The organism is Mesorhizobium sp. Root695 (assembly GCF_001428185.1).
Taxonomy (GTDB): Bacteria; Pseudomonadota; Alphaproteobacteria; order Rhizobiales; family Rhizobiaceae; genus Mesorhizobium.
In genome coordinates, this window is sequence record NZ_LMHO01000021.1 from 1 (window position 1) to 16,281 (window position 16,281).

At 57.5% G+C, this 16,281-nt stretch carries 20 protein-coding genes and 2 pseudogenes; 14 read left to right on the plus strand and 8 right to left on the minus strand.

Annotated features, from left to right (window positions below; all coding sequences use genetic code 11):
- The 3 genes and pseudogenes from ASD99_RS33450 to ASD99_RS18210 form a co-directional block, all read left to right on the plus strand.
- Positions 1-87, plus strand: a pseudogene (locus ASD99_RS33450) (IS5/IS1182 family transposase); the annotation flags it as partial.
- Positions 88-575: 488 nt separating this feature from the next.
- Entirely contained in the window at positions 576-809 is a 234-nt protein-coding gene (locus ASD99_RS18205) for a hypothetical protein (RefSeq protein WP_057144479.1), read from the plus strand.
- Between the two features lie 516 nt (positions 810-1,325).
- Positions 1,326-2,039: a hypothetical protein gene (locus ASD99_RS18210; protein WP_057144480.1), complete on the plus strand. Its 714-nt coding sequence runs from the start codon at positions 1,326-1,328 to the stop codon at positions 2,037-2,039.
- On the opposite strand, the gene ASD99_RS18215 is transcribed toward ASD99_RS18210, so the two are convergent.
- Together ASD99_RS18215 and ASD99_RS18220 are read right to left on the minus strand one after the other, a co-directional pair.
- Complete coding sequence (locus ASD99_RS18215) at positions 2,014-2,292, minus strand: hypothetical protein (protein WP_057144481.1); 279 nt, start codon at positions 2,290-2,292, stop codon at positions 2,014-2,016. The two genes, ASD99_RS18210 and ASD99_RS18215, sit on opposite strands and share 26 nt — an antisense overlap.
- A gap of 14 nt (positions 2,293-2,306) precedes the next feature.
- Complete coding sequence (locus ASD99_RS18220; RefSeq protein ID WP_057144482.1) at positions 2,307-2,753, minus strand: MucR family transcriptional regulator; 447 nt, start codon at positions 2,751-2,753, stop codon at positions 2,307-2,309.
- A gap of 178 nt (positions 2,754-2,931) precedes the next feature.
- Between ASD99_RS18220 and ASD99_RS34785 the strand changes: the two are divergent.
- The 3 genes and pseudogenes from ASD99_RS34785 to ASD99_RS18240 form a co-directional block, all read left to right on the plus strand.
- Positions 2,932-3,375 (plus strand): annotated as a pseudogene (locus ASD99_RS34785) (DNA ligase); the annotation flags it as partial.
- 433 nt (positions 3,376-3,808) lie between these two features.
- A complete protein-coding gene (locus tag ASD99_RS34790) occupies positions 3,809-4,378 on the plus strand; it encodes a hypothetical protein (protein WP_244497798.1) in 570 nt (189 codons plus the stop codon).
- Positions 4,365-4,601 carry a hypothetical protein gene (locus tag ASD99_RS18240; RefSeq protein WP_057144486.1) on the plus strand — a complete coding sequence of 79 codons (237 nt, stop codon included), beginning with the start codon at positions 4,365-4,367 and terminating at the stop codon, positions 4,599-4,601. Before ASD99_RS34790 ends, ASD99_RS18240 begins: the two co-directional genes overlap by 14 nt.
- Before the next feature lie 198 nt (positions 4,602-4,799).
- Here the strand turns inward: ASD99_RS18240 and ASD99_RS33455 are convergent, their stop codons facing one another.
- Positions 4,800-4,985, minus strand: a complete 186-nt coding sequence (locus tag ASD99_RS33455) for a hypothetical protein (RefSeq protein WP_156389016.1) — start codon at positions 4,983-4,985, stop codon at positions 4,800-4,802.
- Positions 4,986-5,221: 236 nt separating this feature from the next.
- Entirely contained in the window at positions 5,222-5,422 is a 201-nt protein-coding gene (locus ASD99_RS18250; RefSeq protein ID WP_274533707.1) for a DUF1059 domain-containing protein, read from the minus strand.
- A gap of 183 nt (positions 5,423-5,605) precedes the next feature.
- Between ASD99_RS18250 and ASD99_RS18255 the strand changes: the two genes are divergently transcribed.
- Positions 5,606-5,788: a hypothetical protein gene (locus ASD99_RS18255; RefSeq protein ID WP_320410773.1), complete on the plus strand. Its 183-nt coding sequence runs from the start codon at positions 5,606-5,608 to the stop codon at positions 5,786-5,788.
- Positions 5,789-6,002: 214 nt separating this feature from the next.
- Here ASD99_RS18255 and ASD99_RS18260 read toward each other — a convergent pair whose 3' ends face one another.
- Positions 6,003-6,299 (minus strand): hypothetical protein, encoded by a 297-nt coding sequence (locus ASD99_RS18260; RefSeq protein ID WP_057144489.1) that lies wholly within the window; start codon positions 6,297-6,299, stop codon positions 6,003-6,005.
- Positions 6,300-6,814: 515 nt separating this feature from the next.
- On the opposite strand from ASD99_RS18260, the gene ASD99_RS18265 reads away from it, so the two are divergent.
- Positions 6,815-7,432 carry a DUF2062 domain-containing protein gene (locus ASD99_RS18265; RefSeq protein ID WP_057144551.1) on the plus strand — a complete coding sequence of 206 codons (618 nt, stop codon included), beginning with the start codon at positions 6,815-6,817 and terminating at the stop codon, positions 7,430-7,432.
- 302 nt (positions 7,433-7,734) lie between these two features.
- Here ASD99_RS18265 and ASD99_RS18270 read toward each other — a convergent pair whose 3' ends face one another.
- From ASD99_RS18270 to ASD99_RS18280, 3 genes are all read right to left on the minus strand, one after another.
- Positions 7,735-8,943: a cysteine desulfurase-like protein gene (locus ASD99_RS18270; protein WP_057144490.1), complete on the minus strand. Its 1,209-nt coding sequence runs from the start codon at positions 8,941-8,943 to the stop codon at positions 7,735-7,737.
- Positions 8,944-8,965: 22 nt separating this feature from the next.
- Positions 8,966-9,637, minus strand: coding sequence for an amino acid ABC transporter permease (locus ASD99_RS18275; RefSeq protein WP_057144491.1), 672 nt, complete (start codon positions 9,635-9,637; stop codon positions 8,966-8,968).
- Between the two features lie 66 nt (positions 9,638-9,703).
- A complete protein-coding gene (locus tag ASD99_RS18280) occupies positions 9,704-10,495 on the minus strand; it encodes a transporter substrate-binding domain-containing protein (protein ID WP_057144492.1) in 792 nt (263 codons plus the stop codon).
- A 178-nt stretch (positions 10,496-10,673) separates the two neighbouring features.
- Here ASD99_RS18280 and ASD99_RS18285 point away from each other — a divergent pair, with 178 nt between their 5' ends.
- The 6 genes from ASD99_RS18285 (at position 10,674) to ASD99_RS18305 (ending at position 16,277) form a co-directional block, all read left to right on the plus strand.
- Positions 10,674-11,387 carry a FadR/GntR family transcriptional regulator gene (locus ASD99_RS18285; RefSeq protein WP_057144493.1) on the plus strand — a complete coding sequence of 238 codons (714 nt, stop codon included), beginning with the start codon at positions 10,674-10,676 and terminating at the stop codon, positions 11,385-11,387.
- Positions 11,388-11,570: 183 nt separating this feature from the next.
- A complete protein-coding gene (locus ASD99_RS18290) occupies positions 11,571-11,792 on the plus strand; it encodes a DUF768 domain-containing protein (RefSeq protein WP_057144494.1) in 222 nt (73 codons plus the stop codon).
- A gap of 484 nt (positions 11,793-12,276) precedes the next feature.
- Positions 12,277-12,450, plus strand: a complete 174-nt coding sequence (locus ASD99_RS34110; protein ID WP_164482297.1) for a hypothetical protein — start codon at positions 12,277-12,279, stop codon at positions 12,448-12,450.
- Positions 12,451-14,332: 1,882 nt separating this feature from the next.
- Positions 14,333-15,202, plus strand: a complete 870-nt coding sequence (locus ASD99_RS18300) for a PRC-barrel domain-containing protein (protein ID WP_082583338.1) — start codon at positions 14,333-14,335, stop codon at positions 15,200-15,202.
- A gap of 157 nt (positions 15,203-15,359) precedes the next feature.
- Complete coding sequence (locus tag ASD99_RS35480) at positions 15,360-15,611, plus strand: BLUF domain-containing protein (protein ID WP_413813939.1); 252 nt, start codon at positions 15,360-15,362, stop codon at positions 15,609-15,611.
- A 153-nt stretch (positions 15,612-15,764) separates the two neighbouring features.
- A complete protein-coding gene (locus ASD99_RS18305) occupies positions 15,765-16,277 on the plus strand; it encodes a ferritin-like domain-containing protein (RefSeq protein WP_057144496.1) in 513 nt (170 codons plus the stop codon).
- The last annotated feature ends 4 nt before the right edge of the window (positions 16,278-16,281 follow it).

A 16,281-nucleotide genomic window follows, 5' to 3' on the forward strand; every position in this document is an offset into this window, starting at 1 on the left:
CGCCGGATCGCAACGAGATACGACCGCCTCGAAACTAATTTCCTCGCCGCAGTCTGCATCGCCGCGACCGTCAGCTTCTGGTTATGAGTCCGGACCCTAGGGGACCATCATTTTGGGTATCCGTAAAGGCTATCAATACTCAAGGCCGCACTTGCCCTGTTTAGGAGGCCATGAAATGAGGGGGGCACAATTCGGCCAAACTGTCGATTTCGTACATTTAGATGAGCCTTTTGAGACGGGACGTGTTACTCCTAGCGGTAACCTGGAGAAGTCTGGTGACGGCACGCGCTCGCGACCTGTTCAACCTATACGTTGTCGGTAGTCTCAACAGTCCTGAGCTCAAGGGGTTGCCCCTCCTCAGCCACGTTTTCAACCTCAACTCGGCAGCCGGGGACCGGCGCATCCCGAACGCAGAGATGGTGGAAGAACTCGGCCCTCTTGCGCAGGCGCTTCTGGCCGCGCGGACATAGGACTCGCTAAGTCGATCTAATGGCGTACACTGCGTTATCGGCGATCACGCAAGGGCATCACCGATTGGGAGACAAGTCGCACTCTCGCCCCGATGAGGCGTTGAGATGCAGCGTACGTTGAAAAGCGATTTCCTTGGGCCAGAAGATCTAACTATCTGCCAGCATGTCTTTGATCAGATATGCGCCGATGCCAGGTTATCGGATCGGCAGTCGCTTGACGCCCAACTCCTCGCATCGACCGTGCTCACGGTCTTCCAGGCATCGCCCGAGATGTCCAAAGCGGACCTGCTCGCTGCGATCCTATCACGGCGCAATGACTTCGATAAGCTGGCCGGGTAAGTCTGTCGCATTCATCGCGACGGTCGCCCCCGAAAACCTACCCCATTCCGCCCGCACTACGGGGTAGGGCGCGCTTTCGTTGTCGTCGCGACACATGACCCCCGATCCTCGCGCTCGCTGACCTCACCCTGCTGGTAACGCCCTGTGCACAAGCGGGTCAGGTCTAGTTAGTTCTCCCTTTGTCTGACGAGAGGTATAAATGAGTCGGTCATCTGAAATCTGCGAAAGGATTTGCGCCCCGATGACCCTCCTCCAGTTTGCCTATTCAATGCTCGCCGTCTCGTACCTCGTTGCCGTGGTGGCGTTGTGGGCGGGGTACTAGCGCCCTTGTCATTGCCCGTTTACTGCTGAGGATCCTAAACTTATCGGGGTTAGATCTTGGCTCTACGTGCTTGCATTGATGCCGGCCGGTCGAAAGATGGCGTCTTTTCGGTCGCCGGAGTGGCTTTCGGCTATGGACAGGCTGCGAAGGCAAACGCCGAGTGGAGGCGCCCATTGAACGGGCGCACATTTCACATGACCGACTTGCACAATCGAAAGAAGGACTTTGAAGGCATAGACGACGACGAGGTGGATAAAATCATGCTCTGCGTAGTAGCGATCATTCGCAAATATGCTGCCAACGTCGTAGCCGTTTCTTGCGACCTCACTTTGCTCACCGAACCATTTCCGATGACTAGCAACAGTCGAGACGAGTTTCTTACGACGGCCTTCCGTTCACCATATGCAGCCATGTTGTACATCTGCATGTGGGCGATGGGACGCTTTGCAAACAACCATTCCAAAGGCCGCCGCGAAATTTCTTATGTGCTGGAGTCCGGAGATGCAGGCCAACCGGCATTCGTTTCATATATCCAGGGTTTAATGGCCGAGCCAAAGTTTGGGAGCCAATTGGATCACTATTCACTGTCGGCGCTGACAAGCAAATCAAAGGACCAGATTGAGGGCGTGTTCCACTCAGCCGATTTCTTCGCTTGGGAGTGGGCTCGTCAGGTCGAGCGGCATAAGAAGACTCTGCCTATGCGGAAGTCGTTCTCAATCGTCACTGAACAGGGACAATCCGATTCGGATTATTTCGGGCTCACATTCAGCGACAGGCGCAAGAACTTCTTTCGCCATTACGACGAACGTCACCTCAATCGCTGGGTACGTTTCCTGCGAGAAGGTCTCGGCGCAAAGACCTCTGATGACCTAGATGAAGCCCTCAATCAGTGGACAGCGACGAGGTAGGTAGGAACCTTAGGCAGCGACCGTCGCGCGTCTTCGCATAGGCGTTGCCGGTGCGCTTGGCGTCGGCCTTCGCGTAGTCGGGCGTATAGATCAGATCGACGTTCCGACTTTGGCACTCGCCGCACTTCATCCTGGGTAGCAGATCGTCGCGCATGGCCGGCGTGTCGGCGCCGAGCGTGTCGCGCAGGCGCAGGAGGTCGAGTTCCTGCTTGTGGCCGCAGCTAACATTCCGGCAGTGGGCCGTCACCACCATGTCACCGTCAGGAGTTACGCTTTCGCCTTCCGTTTAGCCGGCGCCTTCTTGACTGGTTCGCTCTTGCGACCGAGACCACTAGCCTTCGCCATGTCTGATCTGCGTACGGAATAGCTAGGAGCCACCATTGGGTAGTCGTGTGGCAAACCCCACTTTTCGCGGTATTGATCTGGTGTCATGCCCAGCAGGCCCAAAGCCCGTCTCATCGACTTAAATTTGCGGCCGTCTTCGAGGCTGATGATGTAGTCAGGAAACACCGACTTCTTCGGATTAACCGCAGGCGTCTGAGGCTCGATGGCCGGCGCCTGTGGTACGCTGAGACCGGACAGTGATTGATGAACCGACGAGATCAGATCCGGTAGACCCGATACAGGTATCGAATTGTTGCCCACAAACGCCGATACGATCTCGGTGGTCAATTCGGCCAGGTCGGCTGCGCGGTCTGCGGCTTCATCTGTCATGTATCGATTCTCCTTGGCGAGTGCATGATTTGTTATCTACCGCCCTAAGCACAAGCGCAATATATTAGTTAACGCTAAAATGACGGCATTTGCCAATCTGGAACCAGTTTAGCGCGGTTTAATTGAGTCGCGTTTGGGTTTGTGGGTTGCGTCGATGAGTTTGCGGTTCATTCAACCGATGTTGCCGACATTGGTAGAGGTCGCCCCGACAGGGGACAATTGGATTCACGAAATCAAATATGACGGCTACCGCACCCAGGTACATATAGAGGGTGGTACGGCGCGCGCGCTCACGCGCACTGGCATTGACTGGTCGGGCACATACAAGCAGGTTGTCGAGGCTGCAAAGGGCCTCGCAGACAGCGCAATCATCGACCGCGAGGTGATCGTTCTAAACGATGCCGGCGCCTCTGATTTCCACGCGCTCCGATCCGCCATGCGCTGGAACCCCGGCAAGTTCATTTTCGTCGCCTTCGACCTACTCCATATCAACGGCGACGATCTTCGACGCCTGCCATTGATCGAGCGCCGCGCCATGCTCGCCGAACTGATCCAGTTTAGCCACCATGTCTGCGGTGGTGCTGAGTTCTACGCGGCTGTCGATCGGCTGGGTCTCGAAGGCATGGTCTCGAAACGACCGGACAGCGTCTATCGCAGCGGCAAGACAGAGACGTGGTTGAAAAAGCAAATGCTACGAGCAGATCGATTACGAGGTGGCAGGCCCGTTGCGCAAGCCAGGCATGGCGCCCTTGGCGTTGATGGTCACGCGACACGCGGATCGACGCTATGTCGGCACGGCCAATATCGCCTTGACCAAGGCCATGCGTGTGCGGCTATGGGCGAGGGTCGAGGCTGGCAAGGGGTCAGGGCGTCGACAAGGGCGAGGCCGAATGGATCAAGCCCGGCTGGTCGGCCGCGTGAGCACGTTGAAACGAGAAGACAAGCTGCGCCACGCGACATTGCGATCCATATCAGACGAGAGCGATCCGAGCGACCTCGCCGACTGACGACACACACCCCACCGTGTCAACTGGTCCAAGGAAACACTAGCCGGATTGAAACCCATCGAAACGCCCGGTCACGGCGGCGAGGAGCTTATCTTCGTCAGCCAAGCCGGCGTTAAAAACATTGATTACAGCCACCGCGAGATCCTCCGCATCACCGGACGATCGTTCGACTCTCCTTTCCGCGCAAAGCCGATCAAAGACACGTTGGCAGATTTGCAACTCAGATGGGGAGAATCCGTTGGGACGAAGGCGGTTCAACATCAAGGCGCACTCCCGTGTGGAGCAACTGCGGTGAGGGAAGGCTTTCGAGCGGGATGTAAATATCCTGCCCACCGGGAGTCAAGAGGCATGAAATGCGATAAGCCCTCGACCCATCGATGCGGAACCTTAGATCTACCCCAGACTTGTGTTGATGCGGGTGACAAGGTCAGGTCGATGGCTGACGAAAAGAAGAGCCCTCATGGGACTGAGGAATACGTTCACAGGCTGGCGCTGAAAACTGGCGTCACCGACCAGCAAGTTCGCGAGATAATTGCAATGGTTGGCTACGATCAGTCCTCAATCATCCGCGAAGCCCGGATCATCGCCAATGGCAAGAACGACAATGGCCGTAGCTAAGAAGGGCCAAGAGCGCACGAACTACGCTTGGATGTACGTCGCTCAGGCACGCAAGGACGGCAAGGGGCAGGCCGTTCCCGCGTATTGGCAGGAGTTGACAGATGCATGGTTGCGAGGCTTCGACGGCGTCTCATTAGTTGGGACTGAAAGGCCAAAACCGGTCAGCGACCAGCTCGAGGCCGAGCTTGACGAAGCCGCGGTCGAGAGCCCGCCTACCGAGTGATTGGCGCCAGAGCTATTTTTGCCCAAGATGTCAAATTTTATAGACGGCGGATTTTAGCGTGATCTAATAAGATGCTGCGTGCCGTTTCCGGTGGGAATGGACGGCAAGCCCATGAGACCGTCGCGAGGTGGGAAGCGACGGTCTCTATTAGGCGCGAAGACTACCTTCGATCAGCTAGGATCTGGAACGCGCCTGAAGTTAATGTCCTGCCAGGCTGAAAACAACCGTGCCCTCGTCCTTGCGAACTTCCACCGCCACAATACCGTCGACTTCCTTGCGAGCTGGAAAAGTTGCTAGAGCGTGATCTCGAGCGGCTCTCTCGGTGTCAAACGGCACCTTTTCAACGATACCATGTTTCCCGTACCAAATCACAGTGTAGGCCACTGCGACGCCCCCTTGGCAGGTAATTTGATGCTTCGTGCCTTAGCCAACAATTCGCGTGGCACATCTAGGTCCTTTAGGGCGGCATAAAGGGCCACGGTAGCAACCACCAGATGACCCTCCGTAGTCACGTTGTCGTTGGCCAGGTCGATATTAAGCGGCGTTTTCATTTGCCAGCTATGCGCCTTGCGCGATCGTTGGTCTACCTAGGCCCGCAAAATTTGCTTAAACTGAGGCTCTCAAGATTTGGGTGCCGCGTCCCATTTAGGCCTCATCTCTTTGCCCCACTTCTCCGGATCTTTGTTGTGCATTTCTTCCATCTTCTTGGCCACGTCCGGGTGCTTGTCCATGACGTGCTTGGTCATCTTCTTGACCATCTCGTCCCATGTTTCCGCAGAAATTTTCTGATCGCACTTACCGCCGAGTTCTTTGCACGTCATCGTCTTCACGGCCAATCTCCGCTCTTAAGTTCCGGACTTGTTGCTGATAGCCAGAACGTGTTGCCGAGACAATGTTCCGGTCCGTTCCCTCCTTCGGTGAAGCTAATCTGCACGGAACCGAAAGCCCATCCAACTTAATGGGCTCATGAGCACACGTGGCACAAACTTCTTAGAAAAATGGCTGTGAACAACGTTCCCGAGACAGCCAGCGCTGATATCATTTCGGTCGCTGAACTGACCCAGCAGCTGTTCGCCAACGCGAAAGCCTTAACCAACAGTAGCGTTGAGATCGAGGAAGACATTGGCAGTGTTTACGACACGATCCTCGACGCCATAGTGCACTATGACGCAGGGCTGCCGGAGTAGCTTCCACTCCCTATCGGGTCAATCGTTCGACCGTAGCAATGATCGCCTTCGCCGGCGCCTCTCCGGCTCGGGACCGTAAAACCCCGTCACCCATTCCTCGCTCTGCAGAACCCTGCCGGACATACCTGTTCGATGGTCATGCGGATCAGCTTCAATGCGGCTCGAGCGTCGCGAGTATCGCTTGTTGGTTCATTCACTTCAATGCTCATTAGGTTTAAGCGATATCGCCGAACGTCGGCGATTGTGGATCTTCGGCAGCCATCTGTGCGGCGAGAGCGTATGGCAGCGCGCGTACCCACCTTTCCGACACGCCGTGAGCTGCCATCGTGCTCGCTTCCATCAAGGGCAAGGCTTCGCCGACCGGATTTGCTCGCCGTAAAGTGTGGCGGCACGTCGAGAGCGTTGGCGATATTGATGGACTGTCGAGCAAGGGGGCCATGGGCTTGATGCCAATGATGCCTGCGACGCCTACGAAGTGCGCATCAGGCACCGCCTGGGCACCGACCAGCATGGTCGATGATTCACTTCCAATGCGGTGCAGCAAAGCTCGTGCAGGGTGGACGCATCCCGATCTCCAGTGTCAGGCCGCCTCAGCGACGCACGACGGCGCGAAACACTCATCACGGATCCGCGGAGCTTGTGGATGCCGGCAGCGCGCGTCGCGCCCATAGTGCGTGCTGCGGAGCCACGCAGCTTGGCGCGATGGAACGGTGACTGCGATGCACGCCGATAGCCCATCGTGTGTTGGCGCAATGAACGTCCTGGGCGACAAGCAAGCGTCCGACCGCCCTTGACGTAGGGGCGGTTGGCGGAATGCCCGATAACCAGACGCTTTACCCATTCAACTCGGTGCAAAACTATGCCGCGTTCTCAGCCTGGGTTTTTTCGACTGTGGCCCGACTATCCGCACTTCCGCTTTCGGACACCGGTTGATCAGCAAAATTCGGAACAAAGCAGCACAGGCTGCGTTTTTTTCAAAGACGAGGTCCATCCGTTCAACCGACCGCGTTTGAAGTGGGCAAGAGAGTGCTCTTTAGACGCCGAAATCCTGATGGTCTCGTTGAGCGATTGCGCATTTATATGTGGCCGCGCCGCTCCTTCTCGCGATCGTTTCAGTATGTCTCAAAGCGCGTTCTCCGTCTGAACGCCACTCCAAACGCCGTCGCGGCGGGGGTGGCGGCTGGGGTTTTCGCGTCTTTCTTTCCACTAGGGTCCCATTTCGCCATTGCCGGCATCGTGTGCTGGCTGATTTCAGGAAACATGGTGGCGGCAGGGCTAGGAACATTTGTCTTTGGCAACCCGCTGACCCTCCCGTTTGTTGTGGGAGCGACTTGGGAGACCGGCAAGATCATGTTGCACGGCCACATGCAAAGTCACGAACGGCCAGCCCATCTGAGTGAGATGTTGCAGACCCTTTCAATTTCGCAATTGTGGGCACCGGTCTTAAAGCCCATGCTGTGCGGCGCGGTGCCACTCGGGCTGATTTTTGGCCTGTTGTTCTATGGCATCACCCGCTATGGCATGACAGCCTTCCGCGAACAGAGGCGCAAGCGACTGGCCGAAAAGGGGAGCCTGCTCCAGCAGCAGGAAGACATCGTGTTATCACCCCCTCTGCCCACTCGACATCGCCGTTCTGGAGGGTGAATTGCGCGTAGGGCAGCTGTAGAAATGCCTCCGCTCGTCGGCAATATCGCCGCTATAGTGCTTCCCTACAATTGCGACCCGATATTCCCTACCCCCGCAAAGGCACCATTGCTGTCGGCTCGGACGCCGACATCGTGCTGTGGGACCCCAAGCGCGAGGTCACGATCACCCATTCGATGCTGAAGGACGGCTGCGACTACACACCCTATGAAGGCATGGCTGTGCGGTCCGCACCATATTGCGCGGCAGGACGATCGATCCCGACGTGGCTGCGCGCAACGGAGAACTTGTCTCCCGCTAGTCTAGCTCAGCGATTGGTCGAGCACATCGATCAGCCGGTCGACTTCGGCAATCGTGTTGTAGTGCACCATGGATACGCGAATGACGCCGCTGGGCGACAGCCCAAGCGCTTCAGCCAGGCGGCGCGAATGGAAATCGCCGTGACGCACGCCGATCCTGGCCTGGTCCGTTCTGGCGACGATATCATGAGGGGCGTGGCCGTCGACCGTGAAGCTGATCGTCGGCACCCGAAGTGCCGCCTGCGAGCTCCGGTCGCCAACGATCCGGACGCCATTGCGCACGCGCAGCCATGACAGCAGGCGTTCGCCGATCTCGGCCTCGTGCGCCGCGATATGGTCGAATGCGCTCTCGATCGCCTGGCGGCCTTGGCCCCCGCCTAGTGCCTCCAGATAGTCGACAATACCGGCCGCGCCCCAGACAAGTTCGTAGCAGGGATTTCCGGGCTCAAGTTTTCCCGGCACTTTGTCCTTGCCGTAGAAATAATGGTATAGCCCGTCGAATTCGAGCAGCAGTTCATGGCGCCCGTACATGACCGCGTAATGCGGCCCGTAGGTCTTGTAGAAAGAGAATACGTAGTAGTCGACGTCGAGTTCCTGGACGTCGAGCGCGCGGTGCGGGGCGTAGGCGACACCGTCGACGCAGATGCGAGCCCCGCGCGCATGAACGAAATCGGCGATTTGCCGGATCGGGTTGATGGAGCCGAGCAGGTTGGAGGCATGGGTCACGCAGACCAGCCGCGTGCGATCGCTCATCAGCGCCTCGAGCGTATCGAGGCTTGGCATCAGCGTTTCGGGATCGATCTCCCATACCTTGAAGACGATGCCACGCTCCTTGAGGATCAGCCAAGGACCGATGTTCGACTCATGATCGAAATTGGTCAGGATAATCTCGTCGCCCGCCGTCAATTGGCTTGCCATGGCGGTTGCCAGAAAACGCACCAGCACGGTTGTCGAAGGTCCGAAGAAAACCTCATCGGGTCGCGCCGCGCCAACGAATGTAGCGATGCGGGCGCGTGCCTGCGCCAGCATTTCGCTGGCTTTGACCGACGGCCCGTAAGAGGCGCCGGTCTGGACGCTGGTGGTGAGCAGATAGTCGGCGACTCGCTCGGCCACTGGGCGCAGCACCTGCGAACCACCGGCATTGTCGAAAAACGCCCAGCCTGTTTCCAGCGCGGGAAATTGGGAACGGACAAAATCGATATCGAGCGACATGGAGGGCCTCGTCGGGAAGTTTTCAACGTTCGGATTTTGCGAGACGCTTCTCCAGCATGCCGACAAGCCGGACCAGGGGAAGCAGGATGATGAGGTAGATGGCGGCCGCTACGATCAGCGGCGTGGGATTGGCTGCCAGCGCCTGCGCCTGATTTGCCTGTTTGAGCAGGTCGGGCATAGCAACGACCGACGCCAATGCCGTGTCCTTCATGACGTTGATGGCGTTCGAGGTCAGCGGCGGCACGACAATCTTGATCGCTTGCGGCAGGATCACCTTGAGCATGGTCGAGTAGAAGTGGAGGCCGAGCGCCCGTGCCGCTTCGAATTGACCTTTTGGGATAGCGACGATGCCGGCGCGGATGATTTCGGCAGAATAGGCGGCCGATATCATCGAGATCGAGGTTGACGCGGCCGTGAACGAGCTGAACCGGATGCCGGCAAAGGGCAGCGCGTAGTAGACGACGAACAGCAGCACCAGAACAGGTATAGAGCGGAAGACGTCGATATAGGCGACTGTCACAAAACGCACCGGCGAAGGCCCGTAAAGCCGCAGCATCGCCAGACCAATGCCGACGAAGAACCCGACGAGGATGCAGACGACGCCAAGCGTCAGCGTGGTGGCAAGGCCACTCAGGATGAGCGGCAGCGTCTCCACGAAAACGCGGTAGTTCAAAAACGTATCGAAAATGGACATGTCCCAGCCTCTGCGTCACGGGAGAAGGAGGCCGCAACGCGGTCTCCTTCCACATGATGACCGGGATCAGAGCTTTGGCATATCCAGGACAGTCGACGTCGCAAGCCCTTCATCGGGCTTGGCGCCAAACCAGGTTTCGTGAATCTTTGCCAGTGTGCCGTCTTTTTTCAGAGCTGTGATGACGTCGTTGACCTTGGCAGCCAGCGGCGCATCCTTGGCGAACATCACCGAGTATTGCTCCGTGGTCTTGATGCGTTCGACGACCTTGAATTGCGGCTTATCCTTCGAATAATAGAGCAATGCCGGAATGTCCGAGATGTAGCCGTCGATGCGGCCCGCCTGCAGATCCAGCATTGCCGGCTGCAAGCCCTCATATTTGTTGATGGTGGCGATTTTCGTTTCGGCCTGATGCGCGGTGGTCCAGATATCACCGGTCGAACCGGTATCGACGCCGACAGTCTTGCCAGCCATGCCGGCGAGGCCGGTGATGCCGCTGTCGCTCTTGACCGTCAGCGACTGGTCGCTGTCGTAATAGGGCTGGGCGAAGCTGACCGACTCAAGGCGTTTCTTGGTGATCGTGATCGATGAGACCGCGGCGTCGATCTGACCGGACTGAACGGCAGCGAACAGACCGGCGAATGGGATGTTCGTGAACTTGACGTCCATGCCGAGCCGCTTTCCGACCTCTGTCATCAGGTCGATTTCAAAGCCCACCATCTTTCCGCTGGCGTCCTGGAACTCCCAGGGAACATTGCCGATGTTGGCGCCGACATTGATCTCCGCTGCGTGCGAAACGGCGGCACTGAAAGACCCCAGGGCAAGTGCTCCCGAGATCAGAATCGCTTTCAACGCTCTCATTGAATTCCCCTTTTTTGATGACTTTTTTGATTGAGGTGGTTAGACCGGTCTGACCAGTCCGACCAACCAATCATGTGCCCCTGAAAAATGCAAGGCATTCCGTCCGCCAGCCGGATCGGTTACAGCGATCAGAGGTGCATCCGGATCAGGGCTGTCGCCCCAGAATGGAAGAAATTCGATGCTTTCGCGTGTTCCAGTACCCCACGCCGCCGCGAGGAAAATCCAGGGCATGATCCTCAGTGGAGAACTGAGGTCAGGTGAGAAGGTGCCGTCGCAGCGCGAGTTCGCGCTCAGCCTCGGCGTCAGCCGCGCCTCATTGCGCGAAGCGCTGCTCACACTCGAGACACTGGGCTTGCTGAAGACGGAACCTGGGCGAGGGACGTTCGTTTCGCAGGAAAGGCCTTCTGCGTCGCGTAACATGGCGCGGTGGCGATATGCCGACAGCTATCCGGTAGCCGATGTCTTCGAGACGCGCATCATGCTGGAAGGGCGGATAGCGGGCCTGTCATCACAGACCCTCACAGAAGCCGAGTTTCAGGCACTTGAGACTGAAACGGATACGATGGAGCGCAATTGGGAAAGCGGCGACCTGCTGTCCAATGTCGAAGCTGACCTTGAATTCCACGCAATCATTGCATCCGCCTGCCCGAACAGAATGATTGTCGATCTCTATCAGTCTGTGCGTGACCAGCTGACTGAGACACAAATCCAGCCAATTCCAATCACCGAGCCGGCGCGAATGCGGGCGTCGATCGCAGAGCACAGGCGCATTATAGAGGCGATTCGCATGCGGGACGCGGCCAAGGCAACGCGCGAAATGCAAAACCACATTCTCAACACAGCTCGTTGCGCCGGCATCTCGATTGCGTTGAACGTCCGCAATTCCGATTGAGGATCGCTAATCCCGCGACCGCGGTCAAAAACAGGTCTGTGATCAATGAGCCCCCGCTCGGAATTCACATGGCCACCTCACATTCAATTAACTTAACATGCAAGGGTTAGCTCCGAAGCCTAGGCTTCCTTGGCATTGGCTTCCTCGAACGGAACCTAGTATGCATGCGCAGCTTATCGGGGCATGAGCACGCGCGGACTAAACTTCCTAGACCGATGGTTGGCCAACAACATCCCTGAGACGACGAAGGCAGACGTCATCTCCGTCGATGAACTCACGCACAAACTGATTGCTGACGCGAAAGCGCTCGGCATCAAACGCGGCGAGATCGATGAGGAGGTGGACAGCCTCTATCGCACGATCCTCGACGCGATTGTGCATTACGACCCTGGCCTGCCCGAATAGCCCTTGCCATCGAGATCGAGGGGAGGAATTCCTCCACTTACGGCGACCCTTCAATGGAGATCGCCATGCCTCAAAAGACTCTCGCCGACATCCTGGCCGCTCGCGAAACCGTATATGTCAATTCCGCGCATCCCATGTGCGCAAGTCGACCAAGCTCGATATCCAGGCGCTGATCGACAGGCTCGGGCTTGGACATGGCTCCATGCACTGGCCGCGATCGGCGCCCGGTGTTCTTCACATACATTCCTGACTACGAAGGCCTCCAGGCGAAGCGCAACCGCGACTGGAAGCCGACGTTCGAAAGCGCCAAGCGAGAGACTTAGGCAACGGCCCAGCGGCTGGGGTTGCTAGGGGGACTGGCAGCTGAAGGCCGCCGGGCCTGACCGACAGGACCTTGAGGACGGGCGGCGCCGGCTGGGCGAATATATACACCTCTGCTAATATAATTGGCACCTATCATTTTGAACGATGGAAGCAGCAAAAGGTGGAGCACAAGCCGGCCACAACCTACATCGTCAGCGTCCTCGACAAGCCGCATTGGCGCACCATCCTAACCACCAAGGACCAGGCTGAGGCCGAGGCGCTCGAACAGGCGATGCTTCAGGACGGAGCTAAGGCTAATATCGAGGAGATCACGCCGAAGCCGAAAAAGCGCTAAAACAAAAATGGCCGGCGCCAGTTGGGAGCTGGGTGGCTTTGGGGATGACGCCGGCCAGACGAACCATCAGGTCCGCCGCAAGCAGATGCTAATATACCGAAGGCGATACCTGGCTATGGTGTGATCGCGGAAGCCCTGCTGCCGTCTTGTTTGGTTTCACGTCCCGTGGATCAAACTGCCTGTCAGCCAAAGGGCAAGCGCCATAAAAAACAGAACGCCAAGAGCCACAAGCAGGAACCTCATCGGCCCGATTTAGCACATCTGAAAACAAAGGCCGCGCGGGAGTTCCTTACGGATTCGTAAGTGGCCGTTCCTGACATCGCCAGCTAACCATCACCATCGGCGGCGAACGGCACATTTGCTGCCCGGTGGCCTCCACCCGCCGAAACTTAATGGCCCGCTGTCCGCTCAAAAGGTGACAGCGGGCTACCGAGTTTTACTGGCCGCGACCGTCTTGGCCGCCCTTCCTCAATTTCACCCCGGCGCCGCCGCCATTCTCGGGATGAACTCTACGGCGGCGGCGGTAACTAATCCTCGACGCTCCCGTCGCCATATACAGTTGCCCAACTGGCGCTGAACTTATTTCAGCAGCAGTGTTCTGAGAGACGTTAGCCACACACTCTCGTGCGCTCGACTACCCGGTGATGATGGCGCCAGTGAGTAGTTACAAATATGCGGCAACCATGGTGGCGGTGATGATGCCGCCTATAGTGTCCGTCGTTGTACTGGCTGTCATTGTACTGATCGTTGTAGCTGTCTTGATAGTGATGTCGATGGTGGCGACGGTATTGATCGCCATTGTCCGAGGAGTATTGATCAGCGTAACCTCCGCCGGTGTCAGACTGAATAATTACGCTCTGGGCGTAGGTAGGCGCCAATGATATAAATGTTGTCACTGCCGCGACCGCAGCTCCCAATAATAGTTTCATCAGTTTCCTCCTTGCTGGATTTAATCGCATCTCACAACGACGTGATGAACTCTCTGTTCCAGCCGCGTTGTTTACAAATTCGTAAGCCATCAACATGCCCGCGCTGACGCTCCCTCGAATCTTACCGAACGCGCGGCTTAATTTCTGGATAGAGGCAATCCACAATCGAGATCCTCCGCAGAATATTTGGTTTCAATGGCGACCGTGGGGCCGCCCTGATGGTTGCGTCGCCACAGCCCAGACAATAGACAGGATGCCAAATCAACCAGGACGGATGAGTAGATGCCTGAAAGATCGACGAAAATTCCATCGAACTTATCGGGCGCACCGCTGATTTCGTTTCGGCCTTCGGGCAACAAGTCGGTGCCAGTCTCAAACTTGGCTCGCTGATCACACCAATGGGCGTGAGTGCTTGAGAGCGTCCATCGTACTCCCGCCCTGTCGGAGTCGATCGATGCAAGACAACGGCCCCCAGCACTTTCCGTGCTGGCGGTGCGCAAATTGCACGACCAATACTGGCTCATTCCTTCAGGGTCAGGGAAGGGCGGATGCCCACGGCGAGCCAGTCGATCGACCCGGGATCGTGAGGCTTTCGGTACTCTTTATGCCGCTTGCCAGGACAGCGCCGCCGGGTAAGTTTTGAGCTTCGTTCACCGCTGCTGACGTGGCCACGTCCGCCAAAAAGGTTCCCGCGATACAGGTGCGTGCGAGCTCGAAAAAATTGCGAGATCCAGCAGTTTAATTGGCTCTACGAGGCGCTTCGCATGCCGACAAACACTGCTGTCGATCAGCGCGACTGACCGGTGAGCCCTCTCAGGCGCCTTCCGAATTCCAAGGGGAACTTCGCATCGTGCGGCCCGTTGTCGGGTAGCAAACTGTGCCGCGCTCAGCCTCCCTGCAACGGTTCGGCCGAACGCGGCGTGCATCAACACTAACGCACAAGGAACTGTACCATGATCAGCAAACTTTTTGCTACCACCGCAATAGCAACGCTGCTGTCGTCTGGCCTCTGGGTATCAGGGGCCGCCGCTGAAGATGCCACCAAACCGGCGACCGCTACGACCACTGCGGCGACAGCGCCGGCGACCGTTGCAGACGGCAGCCTCGTCACCAAGATCATAGGCGCCGACGTCTATGATAGCGCCGCAGACAATGCCGAGAAGATCGGGGATGTCAAAGACATCGTCCTCTCCAAGGACGGCAAAGCCAAGTATATTATCATCGGCGTAGGCGGATTCCTGGGCTTGGGGGAAAAGAACGTCGCCTACGATTTCAGCAAGGCCGAGTGGGTCGAGAAGAAGGGTGAGCGCTGGCTGGTCGCGAAGACCACCAAGGAAGACCTCCAAGCGCAAAAGGATTTTGACCTGAAGGTCTATGGCACAGCAGCGGCGTCGAACACCAATGATGTCGCGGCGACCCCGGCTAACAATGCAGCGGCTCCAGCCACCACGGACAAGACGGCCACAGCGGCAATCGACAAGTCTTCGCTGACCGAGACGCCGATGGATAAAATCAGCACCAAGGACTTTATCGGCACCAACGTCTACGGCGCCGACGATGCAAAAGTCGGTGAGATCGGCGACGTGGTGATGACCGGCGACAAGAAGGTCGATGCCGTCATCGTCGAAGTGGGTGGTTTCCTTGGCATGGGCGAAAAACAGGTGGCCATTGGCCTGGAGAAACTGAAGTTCATGTCGGACAAAGACGGCAACCGGTATCTCTACACCAACTTCACCAAGGCTCAGCTTGAGGCGCAGACTGCTTATGACAAGGGCACCTACGCGCAGAATCGCGACAAACAGCGGATCATTGTTGGCCAGTAGAGCCCAGCGTGGCCCGCGCTCTTAGGCGCGGGCCAATTTGCGGCTGGCCGAGACGTTCCAGCGTTTGGGCAGCTTTGCCGGCGTCGGCATGCCGGCGTTTGGTCGCGCAATGGTAACCACGCCTACAGGGTAGGGCGCGGAATCCAGGCGGGCGGGTGTGGACCAATTGTTTATTAGTCCATCCCGCCCAGCCCAGCTTACAGCCACGTGGGCATTAGCGAACTTATCCTCCGAGACCTCGATCTTGCCTTGTCGCTTTCGGCAGCGATACGAAGGATCAAGCGAAGCCGTCGACAGGCTATCCGCGTCAATCCATCGAGACGATCGCCATCAGGGTGTCGTTCAGATCGTGCGCCATCGAAAAATCGTCGCTCGAGGCATGGGGAATGATTCGGCGCAACATGGGTGATATCGCCATTTACGCAATGTCGACTTGATCGGGACGCCTTCGGAAAAGGCCGCCGAGTGTTGAAACAAATCAGCTACGCGATATCGCGGAACCAGTCGTCCTGATCGAAGTTTCTGTGTGCCTCAATTCGAGGCCTCAAAACGGGAGACCAACATGGCGACGACCAAATCGGCCTCACCCAAAGGCCTTAGCGAACTCTTCCACGATACCCTGAAGGACATCTACTTCGCCGAGAAGAAGATCCTTTCTACGCTGCCCAAGATGGCCAAGGCGGCGCAGAGCCCTGATCTCAAGGCGGCCTTCGAAAAGCACCGCGGCGAGACCGAGGAGCATGTCGCGCGTCTCGAAGAACTCTTCGAGGTCATCGAGAAGAAGCCTCAGGCCAAGACATGCGCTGCAATCGTTGGAATCACCGATGAAGGCGCGGAGATCATGGAAGAATACAAAGGCACTCCGGCGCTTGATGCCGGCCTTCTGGCGGTGGCTCAGGCCGTCGAGCACTACGAGATCTCGCGCTACGGCACGATGAAGACCTGGGCGACCGAACTCGGCCTGGACGAAGCCGTGTCCCTGCTGGAGCTGACGCTCGGCGAAGAAAAAGCGACCGACGAAGCGCTCACCGCGCTTGCCGAGTCGACTGTGAATATGGCTGCTGAAGCGGCCTGACGGA